General features: G+C 47.8%; 25 protein-coding genes. 21 read left to right on the top strand and 4 right to left on the bottom strand.

What is annotated here, in order from left to right:
* Positions 1-23 precede the first annotated feature (23 nt).
* From AC0L4K_RS10710 to AC0L4K_RS10695, 4 genes are all read left to right on the top strand, one after another.
* Positions 24-410 (top strand): hypothetical protein, encoded by a 387-nt coding sequence (locus tag AC0L4K_RS10710; protein ID WP_417222535.1) that lies wholly within the window; start codon positions 24-26, stop codon positions 408-410.
* 15 nt (positions 411-425) lie between these two features.
* Complete coding sequence (locus AC0L4K_RS10705) at positions 426-1,241, top strand: AlbA family DNA-binding domain-containing protein (protein ID WP_473266061.1); 816 nt, start codon at positions 426-428, stop codon at positions 1,239-1,241.
* Positions 1,234-1,836 carry an HAD family hydrolase gene (locus AC0L4K_RS10700; RefSeq protein WP_473266059.1) on the top strand — a complete coding sequence of 201 codons (603 nt, stop codon included), beginning with the start codon at positions 1,234-1,236 and terminating at the stop codon, positions 1,834-1,836. The genes AC0L4K_RS10705 and AC0L4K_RS10700 overlap by 8 nt, the downstream gene beginning before the upstream one ends.
* A 75-nt stretch (positions 1,837-1,911) precedes the next feature.
* Positions 1,912-2,460, top strand: coding sequence for a hemerythrin domain-containing protein (locus AC0L4K_RS10695; protein ID WP_417222541.1), 549 nt, complete (start codon positions 1,912-1,914; stop codon positions 2,458-2,460).
* A gap of 11 nt (positions 2,461-2,471) precedes the next feature.
* Here the strand turns inward: AC0L4K_RS10695 and AC0L4K_RS10690 are convergent, their stop codons facing one another.
* The 3 genes from AC0L4K_RS10690 to AC0L4K_RS10680 all read right to left on the bottom strand — a co-directional run bounded on the left by AC0L4K_RS10690 (position 2,472) and on the right by AC0L4K_RS10680 (position 5,539).
* Entirely contained in the window at positions 2,472-3,611 is a 1,140-nt protein-coding gene (locus AC0L4K_RS10690; protein ID WP_473266058.1) for a sensor domain-containing diguanylate cyclase, read from the bottom strand.
* A 194-nt stretch (positions 3,612-3,805) separates the two neighbouring features.
* Entirely contained in the window at positions 3,806-4,087 is a 282-nt protein-coding gene (locus tag AC0L4K_RS10685) for a hypothetical protein (protein WP_417222546.1), read from the bottom strand.
* A 294-nt stretch (positions 4,088-4,381) separates the two neighbouring features.
* Positions 4,382-5,539, bottom strand: coding sequence for a GNAT family N-acetyltransferase (locus AC0L4K_RS10680; protein WP_473266056.1), 1,158 nt, complete (start codon positions 5,537-5,539; stop codon positions 4,382-4,384).
* A 165-nt stretch (positions 5,540-5,704) separates the two neighbouring features.
* On the opposite strand from AC0L4K_RS10680, the gene AC0L4K_RS10675 reads away from it, so the two are divergent.
* The 15 genes from AC0L4K_RS10675 (at position 5,705) to nadA (ending at position 18,311) form a co-directional block, all read left to right on the top strand.
* Positions 5,705-6,160 carry an HIT domain-containing protein gene (locus AC0L4K_RS10675; protein ID WP_473266054.1) on the top strand — a complete coding sequence of 152 codons (456 nt, stop codon included), beginning with the start codon at positions 5,705-5,707 and terminating at the stop codon, positions 6,158-6,160.
* A gap of 183 nt (positions 6,161-6,343) precedes the next feature.
* Positions 6,344-6,571, top strand: coding sequence for an FmdB family zinc ribbon protein (locus AC0L4K_RS10670; RefSeq protein ID WP_417222553.1), 228 nt, complete (start codon positions 6,344-6,346; stop codon positions 6,569-6,571).
* Between the two features lie 58 nt (positions 6,572-6,629).
* Entirely contained in the window at positions 6,630-8,393 is a 1,764-nt protein-coding gene (gene aspS, locus AC0L4K_RS10665; protein ID WP_473266052.1) for an aspartate--tRNA ligase, read from the top strand.
* Positions 8,394-8,504: 111 nt separating this feature from the next.
* Positions 8,505-9,020 carry a crossover junction endodeoxyribonuclease RuvC gene (gene ruvC, locus AC0L4K_RS10660; RefSeq protein ID WP_417222558.1) on the top strand — a complete coding sequence of 172 codons (516 nt, stop codon included), beginning with the start codon at positions 8,505-8,507 and terminating at the stop codon, positions 9,018-9,020.
* A 75-nt stretch (positions 9,021-9,095) separates the two neighbouring features.
* Complete coding sequence (gene ruvA / locus AC0L4K_RS10655; RefSeq protein WP_473266051.1) at positions 9,096-9,722, top strand: Holliday junction branch migration protein RuvA; 627 nt, start codon at positions 9,096-9,098, stop codon at positions 9,720-9,722.
* Positions 9,723-9,752: 30 nt separating this feature from the next.
* Positions 9,753-10,769, top strand: a complete 1,017-nt coding sequence (gene ruvB / locus AC0L4K_RS10650; protein WP_417222562.1) for a Holliday junction branch migration DNA helicase RuvB — start codon at positions 9,753-9,755, stop codon at positions 10,767-10,769.
* A gap of 106 nt (positions 10,770-10,875) precedes the next feature.
* Complete coding sequence (locus AC0L4K_RS10645) at positions 10,876-11,283, top strand: TraR/DksA family transcriptional regulator (protein ID WP_417222565.1); 408 nt, start codon at positions 10,876-10,878, stop codon at positions 11,281-11,283.
* Between the two features lie 248 nt (positions 11,284-11,531).
* Complete coding sequence (gene tolQ / locus AC0L4K_RS10640; protein WP_473266049.1) at positions 11,532-12,212, top strand: protein TolQ; 681 nt, start codon at positions 11,532-11,534, stop codon at positions 12,210-12,212.
* 19 nt (positions 12,213-12,231) lie between these two features.
* Positions 12,232-12,648 (top strand): protein TolR, encoded by a 417-nt coding sequence (gene tolR / locus AC0L4K_RS10635; RefSeq protein ID WP_473266048.1) that lies wholly within the window; start codon positions 12,232-12,234, stop codon positions 12,646-12,648.
* Between the two features lie 7 nt (positions 12,649-12,655).
* Positions 12,656-13,579, top strand: coding sequence for a cell envelope integrity protein TolA (gene tolA / locus AC0L4K_RS10630; RefSeq protein WP_473266047.1), 924 nt, complete (start codon positions 12,656-12,658; stop codon positions 13,577-13,579).
* Positions 13,580-13,585: 6 nt separating this feature from the next.
* Complete coding sequence (gene tolB, locus AC0L4K_RS10625) at positions 13,586-14,866, top strand: Tol-Pal system beta propeller repeat protein TolB (RefSeq protein WP_417222573.1); 1,281 nt, start codon at positions 13,586-13,588, stop codon at positions 14,864-14,866.
* Between the two features lie 201 nt (positions 14,867-15,067).
* The gene (gene pal, locus AC0L4K_RS10620; protein WP_473266045.1) at positions 15,068-15,577 is read left to right on the top strand and encodes a peptidoglycan-associated lipoprotein Pal; all 510 of its coding nucleotides are present in this window, start codon (positions 15,068-15,070) and stop codon (positions 15,575-15,577) included.
* Positions 15,578-15,595: 18 nt separating this feature from the next.
* Complete coding sequence (ybgF, locus tag AC0L4K_RS10615) at positions 15,596-16,360, top strand: tol-pal system protein YbgF (RefSeq protein ID WP_473266043.1); 765 nt, start codon at positions 15,596-15,598, stop codon at positions 16,358-16,360.
* Between the two features lie 25 nt (positions 16,361-16,385).
* Positions 16,386-17,075 carry a 7-cyano-7-deazaguanine synthase QueC gene (gene queC / locus AC0L4K_RS10610; protein WP_473266040.1) on the top strand — a complete coding sequence of 230 codons (690 nt, stop codon included), beginning with the start codon at positions 16,386-16,388 and terminating at the stop codon, positions 17,073-17,075.
* 186 nt (positions 17,076-17,261) lie between these two features.
* Entirely contained in the window at positions 17,262-18,311 is a 1,050-nt protein-coding gene (gene nadA / locus AC0L4K_RS10605; RefSeq protein WP_417222584.1) for a quinolinate synthase NadA, read from the top strand.
* Positions 18,312-18,379: 68 nt separating this feature from the next.
* On the opposite strand, the gene AC0L4K_RS10600 is transcribed toward nadA, so the two are convergent.
* Positions 18,380-18,811: a MaoC family dehydratase gene (locus tag AC0L4K_RS10600; RefSeq protein WP_417222586.1), complete on the bottom strand. Its 432-nt coding sequence runs from the start codon at positions 18,809-18,811 to the stop codon at positions 18,380-18,382.
* Between the two features lie 376 nt (positions 18,812-19,187).
* Here AC0L4K_RS10600 and AC0L4K_RS10595 point away from each other — a divergent pair, with 376 nt between their 5' ends.
* Both AC0L4K_RS10595 and AC0L4K_RS10590 read left to right on the top strand, forming a co-directional pair.
* Positions 19,188-19,595, top strand: coding sequence for a hypothetical protein (locus AC0L4K_RS10595; RefSeq protein WP_473266038.1), 408 nt, complete (start codon positions 19,188-19,190; stop codon positions 19,593-19,595).
* 164 nt (positions 19,596-19,759) lie between these two features.
* Positions 19,760-20,365, top strand: coding sequence for a hypothetical protein (locus AC0L4K_RS10590; RefSeq protein WP_417222591.1), 606 nt, complete (start codon positions 19,760-19,762; stop codon positions 20,363-20,365).
* The last annotated feature ends 21 nt before the right edge of the window (positions 20,366-20,386 follow it).

The raw sequence follows: 20,386 nt of genomic DNA, 5'->3' as shown, positions 1-20,386 counted from the left end.
GCCTGTAAAGAAAGGGTAATAAAATGGACAGAACTATCCCAGAGCAGGATAAATTCGAACTACAACAGAACTATCGTCGCTACCTGAAATATCAGGATCAATACGATGATGCCTTCAATGCACTAAAGCAGTCCCGGGCGAGTCGAGTGTGGATTGCTGGTGTGGTCACATTGTTGTTTGGCTTAGGGTCTGAGTTTTTCTTTGGTGTTGCTGCAGGTCTGTTCGGCCTGTATTTCTATCGTATCGGCTCTGCTTGGTATAAGAGCTTTCAAATCGATGAAGGGCGAGAAGAGGTGGTGCGTTGGTTTTCATCTAAGGGGCTAACGTTCGAAGGCCGTATTCTCTATTTCCGTGATGATGTTGTGTTAGCGCAGCCGGTCGACCCTTTTGCTGATGAAAGCTACGCCTAAGGTGTGAGGCCTGACATGCCGGTCAAGCGTGAATACCGGGGTATCAGTCAGCGGGCTAAACGCCTGCTGGCAAACCCTGAAGGTATTGATGTCGATTTCAAGCGCGAAATCAATGGTATAAAAAGCCGCGATTTAGTCTCCTTTGCGAACTCTCCGCACGGCGGCGCGATTTTAGTTGGGGTTGATGAATATACCAGCCCCGATGGCCTTCAACGGGGGCGTATTGTCGGCTGTGATGTTGATGATGGTGCCCGGCTTAGCCTGATAAATAAAGCCACCGATTGTTATCCAATCGTCGATTTAGAGTTGGTGGTTGAGAACATTAGCAACAAACCCTTTTTCCGTCTGGAAATAGCCTCCGGCAATAAACGACCTTATTGCACGCAGCGCGGTGAATATGCCATTCGCGCCGATGCCCGTTCTAGGGCGCTCTATCCTGAAGAATTATTAGCGATGTTTATGGACCGCGAAGGGACGCTGTTTCTCAACCGTTTTCGCGAAGCGGTGGGGCAATTAGAGCAACGTTTAGGGCAGATGGATCACGCGTTTGGCTCGGGTATGGAGCAGTTGGTTAATCATTTAGATGATCTCGATAATCAGGTCCGCCGCACACTGACGCGGGTGGATCAGATGACTGATAGCGCGAAAAAGCGTTCACGAACGATGCTGCAAGCGCTGCGTGACTCACAAGAGAGTATTGCCGGCTTAGAGGCGATGCTCATTGCACAAAACGGTAATCCTGCCGGTCGATTGGATATTATGCGAGATATTCGAACCCGGTTAGATCAGTTAACGGACAATTTAACTCCAAATGATGAAGACAATGATTGAGCGTATCCGTCAAGTTGATCACTGGATTTTTGATCTCGATGGTACGCTGACGCAGCCAGTTCATGATTTTGAGCGGATCCGTGCCGAGCTTGGTTTGCCCGCGGGTTGTGATATTTTGGCGACCATTGCCGCGCGTCCCGAAGCGGAGCAGCAGGGCTTGAATCAACAGCTTGATGAGTGGGAGTATTTCTACGCGGATATGGTTCAGCCTGCGGTAGGGGTGAATGAGTTTCTTACTTGGCTGGCAGAGCGTGATTGTAATTTAGGTATTTTGACGCGTAACAAGCGCGAAGTTGCATTGCGTTGCTTAGAGGTGATTGGCGTCGGCTCGTTGTTTGATACGGCGGCTGTATTGGGGCGTGATGATGCATTAGCAAAACCGGATCCACAGGGTATTCATTTTTTACTTGATCAATGGCACGCAGGTGCTGCTCAAGCGGTTATGGTGGGGGATTTTCGTTTCGACCTTGAAGTGGGGCGTGCGGCAGGGGTGGCAACTATTCATGTGGATCAGCGTGCTGACCGCGAGTGGCCAGCATTAACGGATCTCAAAGTTAACACCCTCGCGCAATTACATCAATTGTTAATTGTCTGAAACGCTTCTGTTGATACCCGTCAAGATCGCATCCTAAAGCTGAGGTATAGTGTGTATGTCTCAGAGGAGGTCGTTATGACAGTATTGAACGATTTACATCAGGATCATGTTAACCTGAATAAGTTGCTGGCGGTGTTAGATCATAAGCTTGAAGAGCTGAAGCAGGGTGAGATGCCTAACTTTGTTTTATTAAGCGATGCGGTGGATTACATCACCAGCTATGCCGATGCCTATCATCATCCACTTGAAGATCAAATGTATGAAGCGTTTAAAAATTCGGGCTGCCAAGAGTTAGATGAAGCGATTGTTCGCTGTGTCGATGAGCATAAGCTTCTAAAACAAAGCAGTCACGATATTATTGAGGCAGTGGATTGCATATTGAGCGATGCGGTGGTGCCTATGGATCAGTTTGCCGCTAAATTGGAGCGTTTCCTGGATGAGCAGATAGAGCACCTTAACCTTGAAGAGGGGACGCTTTTCCCTCTGTTAGATGAGGTGGCAACGGATGAGCAGTGGCGGGCACTCGAGTCAGGCCTGCCAAAAATGGATGATCCATTGTTCGGCGAGAAACAGAAGCAGCGTTATATTGATCTTTACAGCGAATTACTTAGGGATATGCACTAGTTTTCGCTTTGTTAAGGTCTGAGCTTACTGTTCGGTTGGCTGAGTAGCTCGGCTGTTATAGCTGGCAGGGCTCGGTATTCTATCCGGTTCCTGCCTTTTTCTTTTGCCCGATAGACCGCGTCATCTGCTGCTTTTAATAGTGCATGGGCTTGTGCGTGCAGATCATTAACATGAAAGCTATGCGAGGTGCAGTGGGTGACGCCGATGGAGGCGCTGATTCTAAAGGGGGCATTATTATTGTCATGGACAACCATATGCGCAATTTTCTTGCGTAACTGCTCGCTGATTTGAATGGCTTTTTCGCTCTCGCAATTAGGCAGTAGTATCGCAAACTCTTCACCCCCATAGCGGGAAATAAAGTCAGTCTTACGCAAATTCTGTTTGAGCAGTACACCTATTGCCCGCAGCACTTTGTCGCCTATCTGGTGGCCAAAGCTATCATTAACGAGTTTAAAATAATCTAAGTCTATAAATAAACAGCTTAAGGGGGTTTCATGGCGACTCGCTCTAGAGAGTTCTTTGATGATCTCCTGATCAAACGCGCGGCGGTTATACACCTTAGTTAGCATGTCGATAATGCTCAGCCGTTTAAGGTTCTGCTGATTGATACAGTTTTCAATACAGACGGCGATAACTGAGGATAGGTGATCGATATAGTCACAATCTAAGCGTTCGTTGTACCGTGCCGGGTCGTTGCTGCCTAAATGTAGACTACCAATGAGACAGTTATGGCGAATAAGCGGTAATAAGGCGCTGCTGAATATATAGGGTGAGCGGGGGAACGCGATGCTTTTTAAGGGTGGGCTAAGCTCGCCAATTCTGAGCTTTTGCGTCGGGAATAGGCTTTTAAGTAACTGCTGGTTATCGACAAAACGAAGGCAGTGATCAGGTTGGGGCGGTATGTACTCATCGAGTAGGTCGCGGGCAGCATTTTCAGGGTCGAACAGAATCAGGTTAACGGCGGAGAGATGAAAGTGATCTCGGAATTCGATTAAAATTAGTTCTAGCAGTTCGGCTAGCGTGCTGCAGCTGAATAGGCGAATTTCCATATCGAAGAATGAGCGCAAGACGCCTTCGTTTTGCTCTACCTTCGTTGTCAGTCGTCGCAGTGATCTTCTTAGATCTGTGTTCTCTTTTTCGAGCGATTCCATAAAACGCCTGTTTTGCGCCTGTAATGAAAGCGTTATCGGCAACAAGCGCTAACAATAAAGGGGAAGTCGTCAATAATTGTAAAAAAATACTGATTGGGCGTTAGGCTGAGGCAGCGAGGCTTCGCTGTTGATGAGCAGAGCTAGATAGTAATAGAAAAACCACCACCCATGATAGGCAGTGGTTTTTGGGATGTTTAGCCTACCTTGTCCATGCGACCCTGGTAGTTAGGGTGCGTTTTAACAAAGTGTTTGAGCACATGACGCAGAACCCTTTCGTGTTCTGTATCGCCTTTGCGTTGAGCCTTGGCAATATCATCTAGGATTATTCGTTTTACTTTGCTTTCACCCTGATGACAGCATAGGTAATGTCCCATGGCCATCGCGATGATTGGGTCGGTATGCTCATGCTCCGCTATAGCCTCGACTTCATCTTGCGTGAGATCACTCAGATGGAGGCATTCGTCATAGGTTAACATTGTGTAACCCCCTTATTGTTTTGGTGCTGCTGATTCGTCTGAAAGAGCAAAGGCTCATACGTTGATAAATATGTACTGCCGCCTGATATTCATTCTAGCAACAGATGGCTAGATAACGAGTTTAATCGGCCGTTTAAAAGGGAATTCGTGCAATGAGTGATGTTTAATTGATATGGCTCATATTTATTGGGTCTAGAGGCTAGGTATTTCGGTACTAAGAGGTTTTGGTTGACGCAATAAATGTGCTTGACAGTAGGTACGGCTGCCGGGCTCCAACGGGCCCGGTAGATTGCCTCAGGTCTTTTTAAAAGGTAGGCGCTCGCGCAGGGTTGCCATTTCTTGGCGCAAAAGAGATTCCTCTTCCTCGGTAAATTGTTGTACCGCTTGCTGGAATCCTGGATGGGCCAGCCAGTGGGCTGACCAAGTTTCAATGGGCTCGAAGCCTCGTTGAATTTTATGCTCGCCTTGTGCGCCAGGATCAAAGCGTTGAAGTTGATGACGAATGCAGTGCTCAATGCCTTGATAGTAGCAGGTCTCAAAATGTAAGCTGTCATATTCGGCTAAAGCCCCCCAGTAGCGACCGTACAGGGTATCACTGTCTTGAAAAAACAGAGCGCCGGCAACAGCCTCGGTATGACTGTGCTGCGGGTCGTAAGCAAAGCAGATATGCAATTGGTCGGCGAGACTATCGCGTAGCTGATGAAAAAAGGCTTCGTTTAGATAGCCGCGACGGCCACGTTTTAAATAAGTGATTTGGTAAAACTGATAGAACTGCTTAAGCATGGCGTCGGTGAGTTGAGCGCCGCTGACAATGCGGTGTTGAATTCCGTGTTGAGTGATTTTCTCGCGTTCCTTGCGGAGGTTTTTGCGTTTGCGTGAGCTAAAGGTGTCAAGAAAATCATCAAAGCACAGATAATCTCGGTTAAACCAGTGGTATTGAGTGCCTAGGCGGTAATTCAGTTGCGGGTATTGATCTTTATTGCGCAGCGTTTCGGTGATAAAGAGTCCGTGCCAGCCCGTGGCTTGATACTGGGATGCTAGCTGCATGATGGCAGATAATATGTCCTTTGTCAGTGATTGCTGTTCTGGTTCGCTAAGGTCGCTGTGGAGCATAAGTCTCGGGCCATAGCAGGGTGTAAATGGGATCGCGGTAACCAGTTTTGGGTAGTAGTCTAAGCCGTTACGTTGATAGGCATCAGCCCAGCTCCAGTCGAAGACATATTCGCCATAGGAGTGGCTTTTTAGATAGAGGGGCATGATAGCGATGGCGCGTTCATTTTCGCTTACTACTAAATGACAAGGCTGCCAGCCGGTGTCCGCCGAGACGCTGCCGGATTGTTCCAGTGCGTGTAGGTATTCGTAGCGTAAAAATGGATAATCGCTTTGGCACAGGCTGTTCCAGCGTTCTGAGCCGATCTGGTCAATGGCGCTATAAAAATTGAATTGTGGCATATTGTCCTATACTGTTCAGATCGCGTATTTATTATCTAACTACCCGATAATAAAGCATTAAATTTTAAGCGAATGATACTGACGGTAGACTATCTAGTGCTCGCATGGGATTGTGCTTTGTCAATATAGTATGTTTGCAGCGGCCTTTAAGCTAGGAGAAAAACAATGGATGAGCTAGAGCTGGAATTTGAACTGGATGCTCGCCTGAATAATGATTGCATCACCTTAGGGGACTTTCCATTATCTCGCTTGTTACTCATGAATGATGCGCATTATCCTTGGTTTATTTTGGTTCCTCGGCGGGCCGACGTGAGTGAAATCTATCATCTGTCCCACGCTGATCAGGCGCAGTTTCTGCATGAGTCTTCATTTTTAGCAGAAAATCTGCACGATGTTTTTGATGCGGATAAAATCAATATCGCTGCACTGGGTAATGTGGTGAATCAGCTGCATATACATCATGTTGTGCGCTATGAAGGGGATGCCGCTTGGCCAGTACCTATTTGGGGTGTCTGCCCTGCAACGCCTTATAGCGCAGCTCAGGTTGAGGGAATTCGTCAAAAGTTACAGCTAATGATGCCGCAAGAGGTTAATTTTGTGGCGCGGGGTCTGATCGACTGATTTCTCATTTAAAAGCCTTAAATGGCCCTGTCAGCGGCCAATATTTCAGGTATAATTCGCCCTTTTCTGGGCAAGGCGGCTGTTAGTCGGTGTTCGTTAACCGGTGATTTAGTTATCGAACAGGCTGAAATACAGGCAGTCGCTTTGTGGTGTGTCTCTATTTCATAGGAAAAACTGCTAACGATGCCGATCTTTGATTTCGCATGCCGTCATTGTGGTCATGAATTTGAAAAGCTGGTGCTGAAATCTGATGCACCTGCGCCTGAGTGCGCTGTCTGTGAGTCTGCAGACGTGATTAAAAAAGTATCCGCGTCAGGTTTCAGGCTATCCGGTACCGGCTGGTATGAAACTGATTTTAAAACCGGAAAGAAAAAGAATCTGGCGGGTAGCCAGAGCGACTCCGGTAACTGATTTTTAATTGTCTGAATAAACACTGATTCAGCTTGCTAAGTAACAGGAACATTTAACTATGCGCAGTCATTATTGCGGCGATCTCAGAAAAGAGCATATCGGCGAAGACATTACTCTGACGGGGTGGATTCACCGTCGTCGCGACCACGGTGGGGTTATTTTTCTGGATCTTCGTGACCGTGAAGGTCTCACCCAGGTGGTATTCGACCCTGATCGTGAAGAGAGCTTCGCGCTGGCCGATAGCTGCCGGAATGAATATGTCGTCGAGGTTAAGGGGACTGTTCGTGGTCGTCCAGACGGCACTATTAATTCGGATATGCCAACCGGTGAGATCGAAGTGCTGGGTAAAGAACTGATTGTTTTAAATAAGTCAGAAACCCCGCCGTTCCAGTTGGATGAACACCAGCAGGTTGGCGAAGAAGTGCGTCTGCGTCATCGTTATATCGATCTGCGTCGTCCAGAAATGCAAGAAAAAATGCGTTTCCGTTCGAAAGTGACCATGGCGATTCGTAACTATCTAGATGAGCATGGCTTCCTGGATATCGAAACCCCAATCTTAAACCGTGCGACCCCTGAAGGTGCTCGTGATTATCTGGTACCAAGCCGGGTTCATGAAGGACATTTCTTTGCGTTGCCACAATCCCCTCAGCTATTCAAACAGTTGCTGATGGTGGCTGGCTTCGATCGTTATTATCAAGTTGCTAAATGCTTCCGTGATGAAGACTTGCGGGCGGATCGTCAGCCTGAGTTTACTCAGATCGATATTGAAGCGTCATTTCTTGATGAGCAGGAGATCATGTCAATTGCTGAGACAATGATCCGTAAGTTGTTCCTTGAGTTGAAAGGGGTTGATCTGGGTGATTTCCCACGGATGCCTTATTCTGAGGCTATGCAGCGTTATGGTTCTGATAAGCCTGACCTACGTTACCCGATGGAACTGGTCGATGTTGCTGACCTGATGGCTGAGATCGAATTTAAAGTATTTGCTGGGCCAGCGAAAGATCCTAAGGGTCGTGTTGCTGCATTGAAAGTGCCTGGCGGCGCTAAATTGACCCGTAAGATTATCGATGAATACACCAAGTTTGTTAGCATCTATGGTGCTAAAGGTTTGGCGTGGATTAAAGTCAACGAGCTCGAAAAAGGCGTTGAAGGTCTGCAGTCGCCAATCGTTAAGTTCTTGGGGGCTGATGTGGCGATGGCCATCATGGAGCGTCTGGGGGCGGAAAATGGCGACATCGTTTTCTTTGGTGCAGATAAAGAAAAAATCGTATCTGAAGCGTTGGGCGCATTGCGTATCAAGGCCGGTGAAGATCTGAATATGGCGCAGTGTGAGTGGGCGCCTATGTGGGTTGTCGACTTCCCAATGTTTGAAGAAACCGATAACGGTGGTCTGACGGCACTACATCATCCGTTCACTGCACCTAGCTGCAGCCCGGAAGAGCTTAAAGCGGATCCGCTGTCAGCCTTGTCCCGTGCGTATGATATGGTCTTGAATGGTTGCGAGCTAGGTGGTGGTTCAATCCGTATCCATGATCAGGCTATGCAGGCATCTGTATTAGATATTCTCGGTATTTCTGAAGAGGAAGCCGATGATAAATTTGGCTTCCTGTTGAATGCGCTGAAATATGGTGCGCCACCGCACGGTGGTTTGGCCTTCGGTTTGGATCGTCTGATTATGTTAATGACCGGTACCGACTCTATTCGTGAAGTGATCGCCTTCCCTAAAACCCAGAGCTCTGCTTGTATGATGACGCAGGCACCGGGTGAAGTGAGTGCGGCTCAGCTACGTGAATTGAATATCAAATTGCGTAAAACGCCTTAAGATAGTGGGCGTTTAATGATAAAGCCGTGCACTGCACGGCTTTTTTTATGTCCGTATCTAGGGTATTGTTATCTGTATAAATAACCAGTACTTTGAGTTGATAATGCAGTTATGTTGATTTTAGGGATAGATCCGGGCTCACGGATTACCGGATACGGTATTATCAATACAGTGGGGGCGAAGAATGAATATGTTGCCAGTGGCTGTATTCGTCTTAAGGGTGATGAGTTAGCTGTGCGGTTGACGCAGATATATGCGGGTGTGACCCAGCTGATTGAGCAGTTTTGTCCGCAAGAGATGGCGATAGAGCAGGTCTTTATGGCCCGAAACCCTGATTCTGCGTTGAAGCTAGGCCAGGCCCGTGGCGTGGCTATTGTGGCGGGTGCAAACCAAGGTTTAGAGGTGGCTGAATATGCAGCCCGTAAAGTTAAGCAGGCGGTGGTCGGTAACGGCTCTGCAGATAAATCCCAAGTTCAGCATATGGTCAAATCTATTTTGAAACTGCCGGGGCTGCCGCAGGCAGACGCCGCCGATGCGTTGGCTATTGCTCTGTGTCATGCACATACCCGTAGTAGTTTGATTATGATGGCGGGTGCCAAAAGTAGCCGAGGTGGCCGTCTGCGATGAACGCAGTGTTACATTAGTTATGAGTAGCCTAAAAATTAAGCCCTGTCAGTGGGGCGAGTTGGAGAGAAAAGCGCCGTGATAGGACGATTGAAAGGTGAATTGTTAGAAAAGCACCCGCCGCAACTGGTTATTGATGTGAATGGGGTTGGCTATGAAGTCGATGCCTCAATGAATACTTTTTACCAACTACCGGAAGTAGGGCGACAGATAACCTTGTTTACCCATATGGTGGTTAGGGAAGATGCTCAGCTGTTGTACGGATTTTATGAGCGCACCGAGCGCTCGCTGTTCCGCACTTTGATTAAAGTAAATGGTGTGGGGCCTAAGCTCGCATTAACGATTCTGTCGGGTATCAGTGTGAATGAGTTTGTTTTGTCGGTGCAGCATCAGGATACAGCCGCTTTAGTGAGGTTACCCGGGGTTGGTAAAAAGACTGCTGAACGCCTTATTGTCGAGATGCAGGATAAGCTGAAGGATTTTGTCTTTAACGATGTCGATGAGTTCACCTTAACTGATGGTTTAGGCGGACCGGCACCTGCTGTACAAAGTGATAATAGGGCTGAGGCTGAAAGTGCTTTGGTTGCGTTGGGCTATAAGCCGGTGCAGGCGACTAAATCGATTGCTCAGGCTGAAAAGTTGATACCCGGCGCCTCCTGTGAAGAGCTTATTCGTGCGGCCTTGAAGAGTATGGTGCAGGGTTAGTAACGCAATGTTAGTGATAGGGTATTAATCATGATCGAAGCGGATCGCTTTGTTACTCCTGTGGTTACCGCGCCACAAGAGGAAGTTCAGGATCGGGCGATTCGTCCGAAAGCGTTGCAGGACTATGTTGGCCAGCCAGTGGTCAAAGAGCAGATGGAGATCTTTATCGGTGCTGCGCGCAAGCGTCAAGAAGCGCTCGATCATACGCTTATTTTTGGACCGCCGGGGCTGGGTAAAACCACCTTGGCGAACATTATCGCCAATGAAATGGAATGTAATATTAAATCCACCTCGGGGCCGGTGTTAGAAAAAGCCGGTGATCTTGCGGCGATGCTGACCAATCTTGAGCCGGGTGATGTGCTCTTTATTGATGAAATACACCGTTTAAGTGCTTCGGTTGAAGAGGTGCTATACCCTGCGATGGAAGATTATCAGCTGGATATTATGATCGGTGAAGGGCCGGCAGCTCGTTCAATTAAGTTGGAATTGCCGCCGTTTACTTTAGTGGGGGCGACCACTCGAGCAGGATTGTTAACGTCGCCGCTGAGGGATCGCTTTGGTATTGTGCAGCGACTCGAATTTTATAATATTGATGATTTGACCTCCATCGTTGAACGTTCTGCACGTCTGTCGGGTAGTGGCGTTGACCGTGAAGGGGCGATTGAAATTGCTCGTCGTGCGCGAGGTACGCCACGGATCGCTAACCGCTTGTTGCGACGCGCCAGAGATTACGCGGAAGTTAAGGGCGATGGTCGGATCTCATTAGAGATGGCTGATCTTGCGTTGAATATGCTAAATGTCGATGAGCATGGTTTTGATCATATGGATCGACGCTTATTATTGGCCATGATTGAGAAGTTTGGCGGTGGCCCGGTCGGGGTCGATAGCTTAGCTGCGGCGATTAGTGAAGAGCGAGATACCATTGAAGATGTACTCGAGCCTTACTTGATACAACAAGGCTTTATGATGCGTACACCGCGTGGGCGGGTGGTGACAGACAATGCCTATCGTCACTTTGGTCTTGAATTGCCTGACCGGGATCAATAGAACCGGCATCAGCTGAAGATAACTGATTTAAGTCAACGCAGAGTTGCGACTAAGGGTTTAACTTTTAGCTTATGAACATAAAAAATAATGTTTAGGGCGTTAAGGTATGAACACTATGAAACTCGGTTGCATCAATGTGGCGCAACTTAAACATCTGAAGCGTGAACTGCAGATTTTATTGCAGCAGTTGCAGACCGATCTTAAAGCTGAACGGTCAGATCAGCAGGCTGAGATGGGTCAATTAAGTTGCACCGAGGTGCTCGATCGCGCCGAGGCATCAGCCGTTGTTGGTCTTCAGCAAACGAGTCTGTCACATATAACGCAGTTGGAAGAAGAGATTCGTGAGTGCCAAAATGCACTGTTGCGGGTTGAAGCGGGTCAGTATGGTTATTGTCAGAGTTGCGGCGAAGAGATAGAACTGAATCGCCTTATGGCTAATCCGACAGCCGTTTTATGTGTCGCCTGTCAATCGAAAGATGAGCACCGCCGTAATGGCCACTTAGTCTCTGTATAAGCTTATTGGTGTTTATTAGCCGCCTTCTTGGGCGGCTTTTTTATGTTGGGTTGTTCATTTTGTTTGAACTTTCGAACGCTTGCTCGCTCCAATCGCCGAACAGTTGAGTCGCTAATGGATAAAGCGTGCTGCAAAATTGTTTAATCGACGTAAATCTGATTTTTTGTCAGAAAAGGGGCAGATTTTGCCCGCTGATCTCGCTACTATCAGAACCAGTTTTTCAGATTTCATCACAAGGGGTTATAAACGTGCCGGATAAAATGTCGATCTGGAGCTTGGTGGCTAATGCCAGTTTTGTTGTTCAGATAGTTATGTTGTTGTTGTTGCTGGCGTCAGTGCTGTCTTGGATTATGATTTTCCAACGCCACTTTGTGTTGCGACAGGCACAGCGTAAATTGCGGGCATTTGAAGACCGCTTCTGGTCCGGGGTTGACCTGAGCCAGCTATTCCGTGAAGTGAATGCTGATCCGGATAGTGATAATGGCGCTGAAAATATTTTTCGGGCAGGGCTGAAAGAGTTCAGCCGACTGAGTCAGCAGTCAGGCGCCGATCGTGATGCGATTATGGAAGGGGCGCAGCGCAGTATGCGGGTGGCCTTAGCCCGCGAAGAGGAAAAGCTTGAGATGCATTTGCCATTTTTGGCCACCGTGGGGTCAACCAGCCCTTATGTCGGATTGTTTGGCACCGTGTGGGGGATTATGAATTCATTTCGAGGCCTGGCGAATGTTCATCAGGCGACGCTGGCATCGGTAGCGCCGGGTATCTCAGAGGCCTTGATTGCCACCGCGATCGGACTGTTTGCAGCTATTCCCGCGGTTATTGCCTATAACCGTTTCTCGGCTAAAACGGAAACGCTGATGAATAGTTATGAAACCTTTGCGGATGAATTTTCAAGTGTTTTGCACCGCCGAGTGCACGCTTCAAACTGATCTGTAACAGGCCGCTACTATGATTCGCAGAGTAAGAAAGAAACGTAAGCTAAACGCTGATATCAATGTGGTGCCATACATCGATGTGATGATGGTGTTGCTGGTTATCTTTATGATTACCGCGCCTATGTTGACGCAGGGCGTTGATGTACAGCTACCTAAAGCTGGCTCAGACCCGGTTGATACTCAAGATAATGAGCCATTGATTGTGACCGTCGATAAAGAAGGGCGTTACTATATCGATGTGGGCGGCGATCCGCTCAAGCCTATTAGTGGTGAGATGGTCGAAGAGCGGGTTGCTAAAGTGTTGAGTAACAATCCGAAGAAACTGTTGCTGGTGCGTGGTGATAAAGGTGTCGATTATGATCATGTTATTCAGCTAATGACTCTTTTGCAGCAGGCGGGTGCAGAAAGTGTCGGCTTGGTAACAGAGTAATTTGATTGTGAATTTACGAAGTTACTTATTCCCCGCACTATTAGCCCTGATTCTGCATGGCGTGATACTTAGTGCGCTATTTTATAGCTGGCTAGGTTATGCTGAAGATGAGAAACATCTTACGCCTCGGCATGTCAAAGCCCAGATAGTGGATATTAAATCACAACTGCAGGCACGGCAGCGCGACCAGCAGGCGGAGGCGAAAAAGAAAGCCGATGCACGCAAGCTAGCGGATGCGCGTAAAAAAGAAGCGTTGAAAAAAGAGCAGCAAAAGCAAGAGGCTCTTAAGCAGAAGCAACGCAAGCAAGAGGTCGCTAAGAAAGAGCAACAGGCCCGTGAAAAAGCCCAGGCTTTAAAGCAGGCCGACGCTAAGAAGAAAGCTGAAGCTCTCAAGCAAGAGGCCGCACGTAAAAAATCAGAGGCGCTGAAAAAAGAGCAGGCGGCTCAAGCGGCTAAGAAAAAGCAACAGGACGAAGCGCGTCGTCAGGCTGAAGCTAAAAAAGATGCCGAACGTAAGCGCGCCGAGCAGCAGCGTGTTGAGCGTGAACAGCAAGCTCAGCAGCGTCGAGATGCCGAGTTAGCGGCGGCGCTTGCCGCCGAAGAACAGGAGATGCAAGCATTGCAAGATCAGCAGGCAACGGCGGGTTATCTCGAATACATTGCTGCTGAGATTGAAAGTAACTGGCGTCGTCCACCGAGTGCACGCAACGGCATGAAAGTGGTGTTGTCATTGCATCTACTGCCTACCGGCGAAGTAGATAATGTTTATGTCGTAAAAAGTAGCGGCGATAGCCATTTTGATGAAAGCGCTATCCGAGCAGTGAAACGGGTTGGACGATTCAGTGAATTACAAAACATGGACCCAATACTGTTTGATAGAAATTTTAGGAAGTTAACACTTGAATATAATCCATCAGATCTTCGCAGGTAATCCGTGATGCAGCGTAGTTTTATATGTCTATTCTTTTGCTTGTTCAGTTTGCTAGCGCGGGCTGAGTTGACCGTTGAAATTACTCAAGGGGTCGATGAGCCAACGCCGATAGCGGTGGTGCCATTTGCCTGGAGTGGCAATCAGGCGCTGCCGGATGATATCGCTAAGGTGGTGGGTGATGATCTGTATCGTAGTGGTATGTTCAAGGTCATGCCGCGGGAAAATATGCTGAGCTTCCCGTCGGATCGTAATTCGCTCTATTTTCGTGATTGGCGTATCAGCGGTAGTGATTTTATTGTTATCGGTCGTATCAGTGAATCTGAAGGGCAATTGAATGTAGCCTTTGAATTATATGACATTCTTAAGGAAGAGCGCATTCTCGGTGAGGATATCAAGGCGAGTCGTGATAATTTACGCGCCGTGGGCCACTATATCAGCGACAAAGTGTTTGAGGCGTTAACCGGTGTGCGCGGCGCTTTCTCGACGCGTATCGTTTATGTGACGGCTAAGCAATTGGCACCGTCGAAATATCGTTATCGTTTGATGCTGGCGGATGCCGATGGCCATAATCCACGAACCATTCTGGAATCCAGAGAGCCTATCTTATCTCCGGCTTGGTCGCAGGATGCCTCTAAACTGGCGTATGTGTCTTTTGAGTCGGGACGTCCAGCCGTCTATATACAGTACTTAGCAACGGGCAAGCGAGAAAAGGTTCAGTCATTCCGCGGTTTGAATGGCGCCCCTGCGTGGTCTCCCGATGGTAAACAGCTGGCTTTGGTGCTGTCTAAAGATGGTAACCCGGAAGTTTATGTGCTGGATCTGCAGCAGCGTCGCCTAACCCGGATCACCCACCATTTTGGTATTGATACAGAGCCTTCTTGGTCACCAGATGGTCAGTCACTGATCTTTACCTCTGATCGTGGTGGTCAGCCGCAGATCTATTCTATCTATCTGCCGAGCCGTGATGTGACCCGCCTGACCTTTGACGGGCAGTCTAATGCGCGCGGTCGTTTGACTCAGGACGGGCGTTTTTTGGCCATGGTGCATCAGAATAATGGGGCATACCATATTGCCGTGCAAGATCTGCGGACTGGCCGGGTGGATCTGTTAACGGAAACCTTTATGGATGAGTCTCCGACGATTGCTCCCAACGGTAGTATTATTCTTTATGCCACCCAGGAAGGTATTCGAGGCGTATTGGCAGCGGTATCCCTTGATGGGCGAGTTAAGTTTCGTTTGCCGTCAACAGATGGCGATGTTCGTGAACCCGCTTGGTCTCCTTTCTAGATAAGTGTTTAGTAACGTCTATTTGAGCCGAAGTGACGGTGTAAAGTGACAAGATGACTGCGTAAGCCTACAAAGTTAAATCAATTAGTTAGAAAAGCTGATCGATTGTATTGCGGCTATTGCATTCAGACGTAGCAACCTTTACTTTAGGCAGGATTAAGGTTGTTTCGCATATGATTGGCTAATTATTAGGAGTATTTCATGCGTGCTATGAATATTGGTAAAGCTACTGCTTTGGCGCTGACAGTTGTTTGGGCGGCGGGTTGTAGTACTACAAAGACGACAGATACCGATACTATGGGTGGCGGTGATACTGCACCTGTAACGACTACTCAGGCTGTTTCAGACTCTTCTATGTCTGGCACCTCTATGAGTGATGTTAAGAATCTGGCAACTGTTTTCTATTTTGACTTCGATCAAACTCAAGTTAAAGCTGAAGCGGTTCAGGCATTGCGCGGTCACGCTAAATACTTGGTTGCAAACCCTTCCGCGACAGTTGTTCTGGAAGGTCATGCTGATGAGCGTGGTACCCGTGAGTACAACATGGCACTGGGAGAGCGTCGTGCTCAAGCGATTGCCCGTGTATTAACGGTTAATGGCGTTTCAAGCAGTCAGATTGAATTGGTTAGCTTTGGCGAAGAGAAGCCTGTAGTGATGGGTCACAACCCAAGCTCATGGGCTCAAAACCGTCGCGTTGAACTGAAATATTAATCGCGGGTTTTGCTCTCTATGCGAAAAGCATATAGCTTAGCGGCGGCACTGGTGCTATTCAGCACCGGTGCTATTGCTGCTGATCCCATTCAGGTGATCGAATTAAAAATTGATGAAGGCTCTGCTAACCGTTCTACGGTGAATAGTGGCGGTGCACAGTTCAATGGCCGTAATGACACTGCGATGGTGTTGCAACAGCTGCAGGATGAAGTACGCACATTGCGCGGCATGGTCGAGCAGCAGCAATATCAGCTACGGCAGATGGAGCAACAGCAGCGGGATCGCTACCGTGATTTAGATCGTCGTTTATCGACCGGGCAGGCTGCGCCGCAACCATCGAGTTCGTCGGCTTCGAGTGCTGTGCTGAGTCCTTCAAGCGCTTCATCAGTCGCTTTGCCTGCTGCTGATAGTACCCCGACGGATGCCCAAGCTTATCAGCAAGCTTTCGGGCTAGTGCGCTCGAAAGACTTTCCTGCTGCCCTTGATGCCTTTGACCTGTTTATTGAGCGCTATCCTGATAGTGCGAGATTGCCCAATGCCTATTATTGGGTAGGTGAGGTTAACTTGGCTGAGCAGAAGTTAGCGCCGGCTAAGGCAGCTTTTGAGCAGGTATTAAATGCTTTTCCTGAACATCGGAAAGCTGCTGATGCCTCTTATAAGCTCGGCGTGATCTATCATCAGATGGGTGATCAGGCAAAAGCGAAAGATATGTTTAACAAAACCATCTCCCGTTATCCTGATAGTTCAGCCGCCAATTTGGCACGTGACTACCTGCAACGATAACCACTCAATTCTTTAAGGTTTTTCAATGAGTACTTCTTCCAACAATGCTGTTGTATTGTTATCGGGTGGCCTTGATTCGGCTACGGCACTCGCAATGGCCGTTGAATGCGGTTTTAACTGTTATGTGTTGAGTTTTGATTATGGGCAACGTTCACAAACAGAACTGACGGCAGCTAAAAAAATTACGGCTAATCTGGATGTAAAAGAGCATCGCGTGGTGCGTTTAAATCTAGAAGATTTTGGCGGTTCAGCCCTGACCGATAACAGCATTGATGTGCCCGATCACGAAGAAGAGGGTATTCCGGTCACTTATGTTCCTGCGCGCAATACTGTCTTTATGTCACTGGCATTGGCGTGGGCTGAAGTGTTGCATGCGCAACATATTTTCATCGGTGTTAATGCAGTTGATTACTCGGGTTACCCTGATTGCCGACCTGAATATATCGCGGCCTTTGAGAATATGGCTAATCTGGCGACGAAAACCGGCGTTGAAGGTGAGCGTCTGACGATTGAAACCCCGTTGATTGATTTGACGAAGGCACAAATCATACAGGAAGGTACCCGTTTAGGGGTTAATTATGGTTTGACGGTTTCCTGCTATCAGGCCGATGATGATGGTAGGGCCTGTGGCGTTTGCGATAGTTGTCGATTAAGGGCTAAAGGGTTTGAGGATGCCGGAGTGGCTGACCCTACACGCTATATCGCTGGTATATGATATTAATGAGGGTGATTAGACAATAATCGCTAAAAAATCTTAAGAGGAGCCATAAAAGGCTCCTTTTTTGCTATTTATGTTGACACTTTACATAGAATTAACATGCTCTGATGGACAGGGGTGGTATAATATCGCTTCTGTTTAAAGTCAGTTACCGTTACATTACCCGATTAAGAAAATTTGTCGATGTTGAATAAAGAAGAGCTTTCAGATCGTATCCTAGTTCAGGAATATTTTGCTAAAGAGCACCTTCCAGGCGAGCTAGATCTACAGCAGCAGGAAGAGTACAAGGCCCGTATTAAGCAACTTCTTATTGAGAAGGATGCCTGTCTCGTGGCGCATTATTATACCGATGAAGTGCTTCAGCAACTGGCTGATGAAACCGGTGGCTGCGTATCTGATTCGCTTGAAATGGCTCGCTTCGGAAATAATCACCCGGCTAAAACGTTGATTGTTGCCGGTGTTAAGTTTATGGGCGAAACCGCCAAGATATTGAACCCTGAAAAACGGGTTTTGATGCCAACGCTGGAAGCAACCTGTTCTCTTGATTTGGGTTGTCCTGCGGACGAATTCACCGCATTTTGTGATGCTCATCCTGACCATGAAGTAGTCGTTTATGCGAACACCTCTGCTGCCGTTAAAGCGCGTGCCGACTGGGTTGTGACCTCGGGTATTGCGCTAAAAGTGGTAGAGCATCTGGCCGACCAAGGTAAAAAAATCATCTGGGCCCCCGATAAGCATTTGGGCGAATATGTGCAGAAGCAAACAGGCATCGAGATGTTGATGTGGGATGCCGCCTGTATCGTCCATGAAGAGTTTAAAGCGCAACGATTATTAGATTTAAAGCAGGTTTATCCTGAGGCCGCCGTGTTGGTGCATCCCGAATCTCCGGATGCGGTGGTCGAACTCGCCGATGTGGTCGGATCAACAACTCAAATTATTAACGCGGCCCGTGAGTTGCCTAACCAGCAGTTTATTGTCGCGACTGATCGTGCCATTTTTTACAAGATGCGCCAAGCGGCACCGGATAAGCAGTTTATCGAAGCGCCGACCGGTGGCTCAGGTGCAACCTGTCGCAGCTGTGCTCACTGTCCTTGGATGGCGATGAATGGGCTTGAGAATGTGCTGCATGCCCTTGAGCATGGTACTGATGAAATTGTTGTCGATGAGGCGTTAATTGATGACGCTCGTCGTCCGTTACAGCGGATGTTAGATTTTTCAGCTCAAAATGGCTGAGTGATTCGTACTGACTAAAAAGCCTGCAACTGCAGGCTTTTTTGTTTTTTATCTTGGGCGGTTAGCGGTTAGGCTTCGCGACGGTCAACCATGAACGTGCCGTAGCCTGTGGCTACCAGTTTGTCACCCACATGCACATCGGTGCGCATTTTAACACGGCGGCGCTTCTCATCGATCTCTTCAATGGTGCCGGTTGCTTTAGCGGTGTCACCCATATATACCGGGGCTTTGAATTTGATGGTTTGGTCGATGTAAATCGCACCGGGTCCAGGTAAGCGGGTGCCGGCAACGGTAGAAATCAGCGCTGCTGAGAACATTCCATGAACGATGCGCTTCTTGAACTGGGTCGTTGCCGCATATTCACTGTTTACATGGATTGGGTTGTTATCACCGGATATGCCTGCAAACATATAGACATCGGATTCGGCGATCGTTTTTGCGTAAGAGGCGCTCATGCCAACTTCCAGATCTTCCAAGTAATAACCGTGCAGCTCATCCATTGTTAATTCCTCTTTATGACTATGCGCTCTTACGAGCAACTTCTATCAGCGATTGGCTGTGGCTGATAATTATTTAGTAATACTGCGACTGGGTCTATCTGTTTAGTGTTAAACCTAACCTAGTCGGACAGCGCTTTCAATGCGCTCTGTGGGTATCTTGTTTAGTCAAAATACTTTTTGTTGCAATGCGGTATTATTGTAGCATTTTAGCGGGACAGTGCTCGCTGTTATCGTTGATATAAGGGCGTCGCATTAAGGCTATGCTGGATTTATGAGAGAATGTTGAATAGCGGTGGTCAGCGACTCTTTTGTGTTGCAGTTTTAGTGGGGCTATGGACAATGAGCTACTCAATCGAGTGCAGGGGTGTAGCACGTTATGGTAACTAAGATATTTCTGACCCTGTTGGTACTATTGATCGCCTATGTGTATTTACAGCGTCGGGCGTTAGCAGCAAAATCCACTCGCCGGCGGGTGTCTACTGAACGGCCGGTTAAGCCTGAGAGCGGGTTAGTGGGTTCAATAAAGAAGCATGAGCCTATTAAGTTGATTGCAGCCTTGTTTGTGTTGGTGTCCTTTGTGCTAAGCCTAAGTTTTTTTGCATATCGTTGGTATGATGGCCATCAACTACTTAATGTTACGTTGGTATCGCCTCAGAGCAGCGAGCCTCTGTATTATCAGGTGCATAAGTCGGCGTTGCAGGAACGTAGTTTTACCACCACTACGGGCCAAATTATTCGCATAGGCGCGCAGGACCGTCTCCAGATTGAGCCGTTAACGGATTGATCTAGTTGGTGTTTTTATGCCTTGAGTCGCTATAATGTCGGCGCGCTAAGCTGGGCTTAAGTATATTGTGTTATTTTTCCCATTTATTCTGAGTTAATCACCCCTCAACGCTGAACTTCATTTACACTATATTCAGCTGCATGATGAGTATTACAGGGATTTTTATGTTTCAACGCACCAGTCTCCATAGTCATAAAACGTTACCATCACAGATCAATAGCGATGATGATCATCGCCAGTTAGCCAACTCTGGTTATCAGTTGCCGCTTTGTTGGCTGATGCTGTTTCAAGAAACTGATCTTCAGGTGCAGCAGGTCTATAGCAATGATGGCGTGCAGACTTGCGAATATACCACCTTGATCTGCGCCAAAAGTGCAGGGTTATCCCGTTATTCGTTAGTGGCTGAACGCTTTAAATCTTTACTGGGAAATCGTTGCGATACGTACTTCGATTACTGGCACCAATATCTAGAATACAATGCGGATGAATATCTTTATCTCGATGCCACTGCTCTCTGGATGACGGGTGATGAACAGGCCTACCTCGATAATCTGATTTTGAGCCTGAGCGGTATTGCTTGGCTGATGTCGGATCAAGGTCGGTGGCAGCGCAGTCGACTGGCGTCATTGCCTTTTGTAGGGCGTTTTTTTGACCCACTAGACCCCGCATTGCAACATGAGGGTATTCGTCACCTATTGATTCAGAGTGGTGTATTAGATGCTGATGGCGGTATCTATATCGATAAGACGGTACTTCAGGGTACTATCTAGTACTGACATTATTGATCTTGA

This window comes from Amphritea sp. GJ51-11 (genome assembly GCF_055808735.1).
This window is presented reverse-complemented; position numbering and strand designations above follow the sequence as displayed.